The 8,029-nt window shown below is 37.7% G+C and carries 11 protein-coding genes; 10 read left to right on the plus strand and 1 reads right to left on the minus strand.

The window, feature by feature from the left end; all coding sequences use genetic code 11:
* From V7659_RS28030 to V7659_RS28040, 3 genes are all read left to right on the plus strand, one after another.
* A partial coding sequence (locus tag V7659_RS28030; RefSeq protein ID WP_335543344.1) for an MBL fold metallo-hydrolase occupies nucleotides 1-1,000 on the plus strand: 1,000 nt, incomplete at its 5' end.
* Between the two features lie 26 nt (nucleotides 1,001-1,026).
* The gene (locus V7659_RS28035; RefSeq protein WP_335543345.1) at nucleotides 1,027-1,254 is read left to right on the plus strand and encodes a sulfurtransferase TusA family protein; all 228 of its coding nucleotides are present in this window, start codon (nucleotides 1,027-1,029) and stop codon (nucleotides 1,252-1,254) included.
* Between the two features lie 49 nt (nucleotides 1,255-1,303).
* A complete protein-coding gene (locus V7659_RS28040) occupies nucleotides 1,304-2,080 on the plus strand; it encodes a sulfite exporter TauE/SafE family protein (RefSeq protein ID WP_335543346.1) in 777 nt (258 codons plus the stop codon).
* 57 nt (nucleotides 2,081-2,137) lie between these two features.
* Here V7659_RS28040 and V7659_RS28045 read toward each other — a convergent pair whose 3' ends face one another.
* Complete coding sequence (locus V7659_RS28045; protein ID WP_335543347.1) at nucleotides 2,138-3,550, minus strand: PLP-dependent aminotransferase family protein; 1,413 nt, start codon at nucleotides 3,548-3,550, stop codon at nucleotides 2,138-2,140.
* Nucleotides 3,551-3,656: 106 nt separating this feature from the next.
* On the opposite strand from V7659_RS28045, the gene pdxS reads away from it, so the two are divergent.
* The 7 genes from pdxS to V7659_RS28080 all read left to right on the plus strand — a co-directional run.
* Nucleotides 3,657-4,541: a pyridoxal 5'-phosphate synthase lyase subunit PdxS gene (pdxS, locus tag V7659_RS28050; protein ID WP_335543348.1), complete on the plus strand. Its 885-nt coding sequence runs from the start codon at nucleotides 3,657-3,659 to the stop codon at nucleotides 4,539-4,541.
* A gap of 1 nt (nucleotide 4,542) precedes the next feature.
* Nucleotides 4,543-5,133 carry a pyridoxal 5'-phosphate synthase glutaminase subunit PdxT gene (gene pdxT / locus V7659_RS28055; protein WP_335543349.1) on the plus strand — a complete coding sequence of 197 codons (591 nt, stop codon included), beginning with the start codon at nucleotides 4,543-4,545 and terminating at the stop codon, nucleotides 5,131-5,133.
* Between the two features lie 556 nt (nucleotides 5,134-5,689).
* Nucleotides 5,690-5,830, plus strand: a complete 141-nt coding sequence (locus V7659_RS28060; protein ID WP_335543350.1) for a hypothetical protein — start codon at nucleotides 5,690-5,692, stop codon at nucleotides 5,828-5,830.
* A 75-nt stretch (nucleotides 5,831-5,905) separates the two neighbouring features.
* Entirely contained in the window at nucleotides 5,906-6,478 is a 573-nt protein-coding gene (locus tag V7659_RS28065; RefSeq protein WP_335543351.1) for an ATP-dependent DNA ligase, read from the plus strand.
* A gap of 210 nt (nucleotides 6,479-6,688) precedes the next feature.
* The gene (locus V7659_RS28070; protein ID WP_335543352.1) at nucleotides 6,689-7,111 is read left to right on the plus strand and encodes a MarR family winged helix-turn-helix transcriptional regulator; all 423 of its coding nucleotides are present in this window, start codon (nucleotides 6,689-6,691) and stop codon (nucleotides 7,109-7,111) included.
* 63 nt (nucleotides 7,112-7,174) lie between these two features.
* Nucleotides 7,175-7,573: a DoxX family protein gene (locus V7659_RS28075; protein ID WP_335543353.1), complete on the plus strand. Its 399-nt coding sequence runs from the start codon at nucleotides 7,175-7,177 to the stop codon at nucleotides 7,571-7,573.
* 126 nt (nucleotides 7,574-7,699) lie between these two features.
* A partial coding sequence (locus tag V7659_RS28080; protein ID WP_335543354.1) for a VOC family protein occupies nucleotides 7,700-8,029 on the plus strand: 330 nt, incomplete at its 3' end.

Genomic DNA, 8,029 nt, shown 5'->3' on the forward strand with positions numbered 1-8,029 from the left:
GTATTTAAATATTCCTTATTTCGAATTACTAGATGGTGTTGAAGAAATCATTGATAAAATTCCTACTGATAAAGAGGTATTAGTGGTTTGTGCAAAAGAAGGATCATCGGTAATGGTAGCAGAAATGCTTTCAGATGAAGGATTTAACGTGTCATACCTTAAGGATGGAATGAAAGCATGGAGTGAACATTTAGAACCTGTTAAAGTGGGAGACCTAAATGATGGTGGCGAAATTTATCAATTTGTTCGAATCGGTAAAGGCTGTTTATCTTACATGGTTGTTTCAAACGGTGAAGCAGCCCTGATTGATGCAACACGTATGACTGATATTTATCTTGATTTTGCTGAAAGTATCGGTTCAAAAATTACTCATGTATTTGATACGCACCTTCATGCTGACCATATTTCTGGCGGGCGAACCATTGCTGAGAAAACTGGAGCAACTTACTGGCTTCCACCAAAGGATGCAACAGAAGTAACCTTTGATTATCAAGCATTAGAAGACGGTAATGACATTACCATCGGAAATACGACAATTAATATTCAAGCACTATATTCTCCTGGTCACACGATTGGCTCCACTTCCTTTGTATTGGATGAAAAGTTCTTGCTATCAGGTGATATTTTATTCATTGATTCAATCGGAAGACCAGACCTCGCAGGTAAAGCAGAGGATTGGGTAAGTGATTTAAGAGAATCTCTATATAAACGTTACAGAGAATTATCAAAAGAACTTATCGTTCTGCCAGCACACTTTATGATTGTTGATGAGTTAAATGATGATGGAAGTATATCAGAAAAATTGGGGACACTTTTTACCAAAAATCACGGGCTCAATATTGAAGATGAAAATGATTTTAGAAAATTGGTGACAGAAAACTTACCTGCACAACCAAATGCGTACCAAGAAATTCGTCAAACAAATATGGGGAAAATTAATCCATCCATTGATCACCAGCGAGAAATGGAAATTGGACCAAATCGCTGTGCAGTTCGTTAAGCTTAAAAATAGGAGGGAATATTGAAATGGAAGCAACAAAAGTATTAGATGCAAAAGGATTAGCATGTCCAATGCCGATTGTAAAAACAAAAAAAGCCATTGGGGAACTAGAACCAGGTCAAGTTTTAGAAGTCCACACGACTGACAAAGGGGCAAAAAATGACCTAACAGCCTGGGCTAAATCGGGTGGACACGAGTTATTAAATCATGAAGAAGAAAATGACGTGTTAAAATTCTGGATTAAAAAAGGTTAAAAATAATGGGGAACCAATCAAGGTTCCCTTTTCTAAAGAGGAGGACATCATGGATTTTAGCTTAATGATTACGATCTTCCTAGTTGGGTTTGCAGGCTCTTTTATTTCGGGGATGTTAGGGATAGGTGGAGCTATCATCAACTATCCGATGTTGTTATATATTCCAGTCATGCTTGGTTTGGGTCATTTTACAGCACATGAAGTTACAGGTATTACAGCCATCCAAGTATTTTTTGCAACAATTGGTGGTGTTTTGGCTTACCGTAAGGGTGGTTATATAAATAAAACACTTATTGTATATATGGGTATAAGTATTTTAATTGGAAGTTTTATTGGGGGATTTGGGTCCACTCACATGTCGGAAATTGGAATCAACATTGTATATGGCATCTTAGCGTTGACAGCTGTTATCATGATGTTTGTCCCAAAGAAAGGAATTGATAATATTCCGTTGGAACAAGTCAAGTTTAACAAAGGGCTAGCAGCACTACTATCTTTCATTGTGGGGATTGGGGCTGGTATTGTAGGAGCCGGAGGAGCATTCTTGTTAGTGCCAATTATGCTTGTTGTGTTAAAGATTCCAACAAGGATGACCATTGCCACTTCCTTAGCCATTACACTTATTTCATCGATTGGGGCTGTTTCCGGTAAAATCGCAACAGGACAAGTGCCAATTTTACCTTCACTAATTATGGTTGTTGCAAGTTTAATAGCTTCACCAATAGGAGCAAACGCTGGAAAAAGAATTCATACCAAAGTGTTGCAAATCATATTGGGGAGTTTAATTTTGGCTACTGCAGTGAAGACATGGATAGGAATTTTATAACTTTGGGTATTTAGTAAAAAGAAAGGAGGGGGGAGGTTCTAGTGGCACAAAAAGCCATTAGAACCTTCCCCCCGGCATCTCGTGGTTCCAACATTGCATTAATTGGTGTATGCCATTTTCAATTTGATCCAATGGAATGCCGCCGAAGCCCAATAAAAAAGTTGGATATTGATAGTCAATAGGACTTAACAGATAATCGCTTACTGGATAGATGGCAATATGGGCCTTAGCGGCTATTTGTTTTAACTGATCTTCCCTTTTTGATAGTGGAACGGAAATTAAAATGTGCATTCCTGCCAGGTCTCCTGTGATCATAACATCCGGATAATACGTTTCTAATATCTGGGTTAATTTTTCATGTTTTTTGCGATAAATTTTCCGCATCCTGTTTAAGTGTTTGGAAAAATAGCCATCTCTCATAAAGTCAGCTAGTATATGCTGATCGAATCTCGGTACGGTTGATGAGTAAAAACTGAATGTCTCTTTATATTTTTGCAGTAGGGTTGAAGGTAAGACAAAATATGCAACACGTAAAGAAGGCATTAATGATTTGGTAAACGTGCTCAAATAAATAACTTTTCCGTTTTGGTCTAACCCTTGTAAGGCGGGAATAGGTTTTCCGATATAACGAAACTCACTATCATAATCGTCTTCAATGATGTAGCGGCTTTTATCCTTTGCTGCCCAGTTTAATAGCTGTGTTCTTCTTGTTGCGGATAGGACGGCGCCCGTAGGGAACTGGTGGGAAGGGGTAATGTAAACAATATTGGCCTTTGTTTTTTCCAGTTCATCCACGATTAAACCATTTTCATCTACCGGAATAGGGATGGCTCTATTTTGCATTTGTATTTTAGGTATGGCCGAATAGCCAGGATTTTCAAGTGCAAATTTTAAATCATTTCCAAGTAACCTTAGAATCATTGGAAGCAGCTGTTCCGTTCCCGAACCAATGACAATCTGTTCGGGGCTGCAGATAATCCCCCTCGATTGATAAAGATATTTGGCAATTTCCACTCTTAATGCGAATTCTCCTTGCGGGTCTCCAATTTCCAACAACTCTTTTGAACTGCTATCATATACATTTTTAGCATATTTTCGCCAAAGTGAAAAAGGGAAGGAGTCTGCATCAATTTTTCCGGGATGGAAGTCAAATTGAACTTTTTTTTCCTCGACCTTTCCTACAGGCATGTTTAGGAGTTCTTTTTCAATATAAGGTAATTCGTCGATCTCCTCCACGAAAAAACCAATGCGGGGTTTGGATGCCACATAGCCTTCTGCCATGAGCTGGGCATAGGCAATTTCAATGGTAGTTTGGCTGATATTTAAAAATCCTGCTAACTTTTTCTTCGATGGCAATTTGGTTCCCACTTCAATTTGTTTTTGAATAATGGCATCTTTGATCCCATTATAAAGCTGTTCATACAATGGTTTTTCTGTACCATTATCCAACTTAAACATTAGCATATCCATTCGCAATTCCCTCCAACTGACCACATTATTTTTCATAAAACTGAACCTTTTCATGTAGTCAATTTCTATTATACTAGTAATTATCAAATGAATGGAGGTTTTTTTTATGAAACTAGTAGGAACCGAAAGAGTAAAACGTGGAATGGCTGAAATGCAAAAAGGCGGCGTTATTATGGATGTCATTAATGCCGAGCAGGCAAAAATAGCTGAGGCTGCCGGTGCGGTTGCGGTTATGGCGTTGGAGCGGGTACCTTCTGATATTCGCGCAGCTGGTGGGGTAGCCCGGATGGCAGATCCTCGGATTATGGAAGAAGTAATGAACGCTGTAAGCATTCCAGTAATGGCAAAAGCACGGATTGGCCACATTGTCGAAGCACGTATATTAGAAGCAATGGGAGTCGATTACATAGATGAAAGTGAAGTATTGACACCTGCGGATGAGGAATACCATTTATTAAAAAGCGACTATACCGTACCTTTTGTTTGCGGGTGCCGCGATTTAGGGGAAGCTGCACGTCGCATTGGCGAAGGAGCATCTATGTTACGGACAAAAGGGGAACCGGGAACCGGAAATATAGTCGAGGCGGTTCGTCATATTCGCAAAGTGAATGCCCAAGTAAGACGCGTTGTCGGTATGAATACGGACGAATTAATGACGGAAGCAAAAAATTTAGGAGCACCATTTGAATTATTGCTAGAAATTAAAAAATTGGGAAGGCTGCCTGTTGTCAATTTTGCTGCCGGCGGGGTGGCGACACCTGCAGATGCCGCTTTAATGATGGAACTTGGAGCTGATGGTGTATTTGTCGGATCAGGTATTTTCAAATCCGATAATCCAGAAAAATTCGCACGTGCCATTGTAGAAGCAACAACAAACTACCGAGATTATAAACTGATTGCCGAAATTTCAAAAGAGCTGGGGACACCGATGAAAGGTATTGAAATTTCCTCGCTAGATGCAAAAGACCGTATGCAGGAACGTGGTTGGTAATATGCTGAAAATTGGGGTACTTGCATTACAAGGTGCAGTCAGAGAGCATATAAGACAAATTGAAGAACTTGGCTGTAGGGCGATTTCAGTTAAATCGGCTGAAGATCTAAAAGAATTGAATGGTCTTGTACTGCCTGGCGGAGAAAGTACAACAATGCGGAAACTGCTGGACCGATACGAGTTGCTTGAACCCATTCGTGCTTTAGCCGGCGGGGGAGTTCCGATGTTTGGAACATGTGCAGGCCTGATTTTACTGGCAAAAGAAATCGTTGGCTATGATACGCCACATCTGGGCGTGATGGACATCGTGGTCGAACGCAATTCATTTGGTCGCCAAGTTGATAGTTTTGAAGTCGAGATGCCCATCAGAGGAGTAGGAGAGGATATTCCTGCTGTTTTTATCCGGGCACCGCATATCGTGGCTGCAGGTGAGAATGTTGAAATTCTGGCAAAACATGAAGAGCGCATTGTTTTAGCGCGGGAAGGTCAATTCTTAGGTTGTTCCTTTCATCCGGAATTAACAGGAGATCTTAGAATTATGAAGTATTTTATTGAAATGGTGCGAGAGAATACAAATGTTTTAGCTCATTAGATGCTGCAGGGACGCCGATTGGTTTTAAAGACCAGTCGGCGTTTTTTTATGGTTATTGTGATTAGAAATTCTAAATTTGAGAAACCGTCTACGAAAATAAGGAGCACCTTTACTCACAACATCGTCGAAAAGAATAAATAATGACGCTCAAAGTATTCAAACCAGACATAATTACAGTAAATTTCTTTTTAAAGGACATAGAAAAACTGGACGATGTTGGGTTATGGATGAGGTATGTAACAAAACAAAACTAAGTGTCCAGCGACACAAATTTACCTACATTAAAAACCTTGATACATCAAGGTTCTTTTGATTTATGTAGGGAGATTTGTACCTTTATATTAGGACACAAATTTACCTACATAATCAACATACGACACAAATTTACCTACATGATAGACAAAAATAAATAAAAACTCTATTCTGCTTTTTACTGCTTAGATTCATTTTTTGCGACACAAATTTACCTACAAAAACAGAATTAAAGAAAAAGGTTAAATTATCTAAAGGTTCATTGTTCCGATATGATAGTTCCGTGAAAGGTGGAAATATAATTTTGTATGGGGAATTAGGGTACTTTACAAAGGTTTCGAAAGAGATATTACTATTATTAATACATTTAGTGGCAAAACAGTCGCAATTGAGGCTTCTAGGACAGCTGCAAATTTGTATGAAGGAAGCCTTGGTTATTGGTTGAACAAATAGTCCAGTATTACATCCAACGTGGCGGCTACTTTAATTCATATAGAATATGCTGAATATTGAGGCAGCAATGGAGAGATTTCAGTCTAATAAATCAACTCTCAGGATTCAATATTGTGTTTTTGATGTCATTTATTATGCAGGGGACAAAGTTACCAACCTGCCTTTAGTAGAAAGAAAAAAATTATTGGAATCTTTCTTACCTCAATCAAATGAGATCGTCATGGTTCAGTGGATGGTCGGACATGGGGAAGAGTACTTTCATCTTATTCAGCAGCATGATTTAGAGGGAATAGTGCTTAAGAGAGCCAATTCTACGTATCAAGTTAATAAGCGATCGCACGACTGGTTAAAAGTGATTAATTATAAATATGCAGATGTCTATATAACAGGGTTAAGGAAAGATGATTTTGGCCACCTACTTAGCACGTATGAAGGGGATAGTCTAAAACCTTCAGGTGTAATGGAATTCATTAACCAAAAGGAAAAAATGAAGTTCTTTGCTAGATACCAGGATTTAATAATCGGCGAAGATAAGAAGTTTGTTTTTATCAAGCCAAAATTACAGTGTCGAGTAAAATTTAGAAATTATACAAAACAGGGGTTATTACGGATCCCATCGTTCGTTGAATATATTTCCTAGTTAGAGTCTTTTATTGACTCTTTTTTATTTGTTTAAAGACATTAAATAACGAAGTAAAAGGACCAAGTATGGTTCCTTTTTCAACTCAGTCAAATTGGATACCCGATTAAATTTAACCTAAAATGGTTATTGACAAATAAAATAATAAGTATTATTATTATCTCATATTCAAGATAAATTAATTCAAGATTTTTAAGGGGGGTGAAAGTAATGGAGAGGAAATGCAATAATCTGCCCTTTCTGATATTAATGCAAACATCTAAAGCAATTCATGATCGAATAAAAGAAGAAATGGCAAAAAACAAGCTTGGTATTACGGAATTTTCTGTTTTAGAGGTACTTTATCAAAAAGGGAAACAAACCATTCAACAAATTGGAAAAAGCATATTAATCTCCAGTGGTTCCATGACCTATGTTATAGATAAGCTAGAGCAAAGACGCTTATTAAGCCGACATGCCTGTCCAGATGACCGCCGTGTAATACATGTGACGTTAACTGAAGATGGAAATGAATTGATGAACGAAATCATGCCGAAATATCATGAGTTCATTAATCAAATGTTTGATTCACTAGATTCTAATGAGGCAGAGGCATTGGTACAACTATTGAAAAAAGTAAGGTATAAAATTTAGACTTGCATTTTTTTAAAATAAATATCTCGAATTCGAGATAAAAACATTTAGGAGGATTTTAAAGTGATGAATATTGGTTTATTAATAATTCGTTTGGTAATTGGAGTATTGTTTATCGGGCATGGTGCTCAAAAATTGTTTGGTTGGTTCGGTGGCTACGGATTAAAAGGAACTGGTGGATGGTTTGAATCAATTGGAATGAAACCAGGAATTACAATGGCACTATTCGCTGGATTGTCAGAACTAGTAGGAGGCATCTTGTTTGCACTAGGACTATTAACACCACTTGCTGCCATTTTAATCGCAGGAACTATGGTAATGGCTATTATAAAGGTTCATGCTTCTAACGGATTATGGGCAACATCTAATGGATATGAATATAACTTAACTTTGTTAGCTGTAGCTATTGGTATAGCATTAATCGGTCCTGGTCAATACGCTTTAGATGCATTTTTATTCTAAAGTATCTCGAATTAGAGAATCTTAAATTATATGTTATTTTATAAGTTTTAATTAGTGGATTAGAAACAAAATAAGGTATCAATTTCTTTCAATAAATAGATTTTACATCAAAAAGGAGTGTTAAAAATGAGTAAGAAAACAATGGGTATTCACCATATCACAGCAATCGTCGGTCATCCACAAGAGAATGTAGATTTCTATGCAGGAGTTTTGGGATTACGTTTGGTTAAGCAAACTGTCAATTTTGATGATCCAGGTACTTATCACCTTTATTTCGGTAATGAAGGTGGAAAACCAGGTACCATTATTACATTCTTTCCATGGGCAGGAGCTCATCAAGGAATCATTGGAGACGGTCAAGTTGGTGTCACTTCTTATGTTGTTCCTAAAGGTGCCATGGGATTCTGGGAAAAAAGACTAGAAAAGTTCAAAGTTCCTTTTACTAAAATGGAACGC

Origin of the sequence: Neobacillus drentensis (assembly GCF_036966985.1) — a bacterium.
In the GTDB taxonomy this organism is placed as follows: Bacteria; Bacillota; Bacilli; order Bacillales; family Cytobacillaceae; genus Neobacillus; species Neobacillus drentensis_E.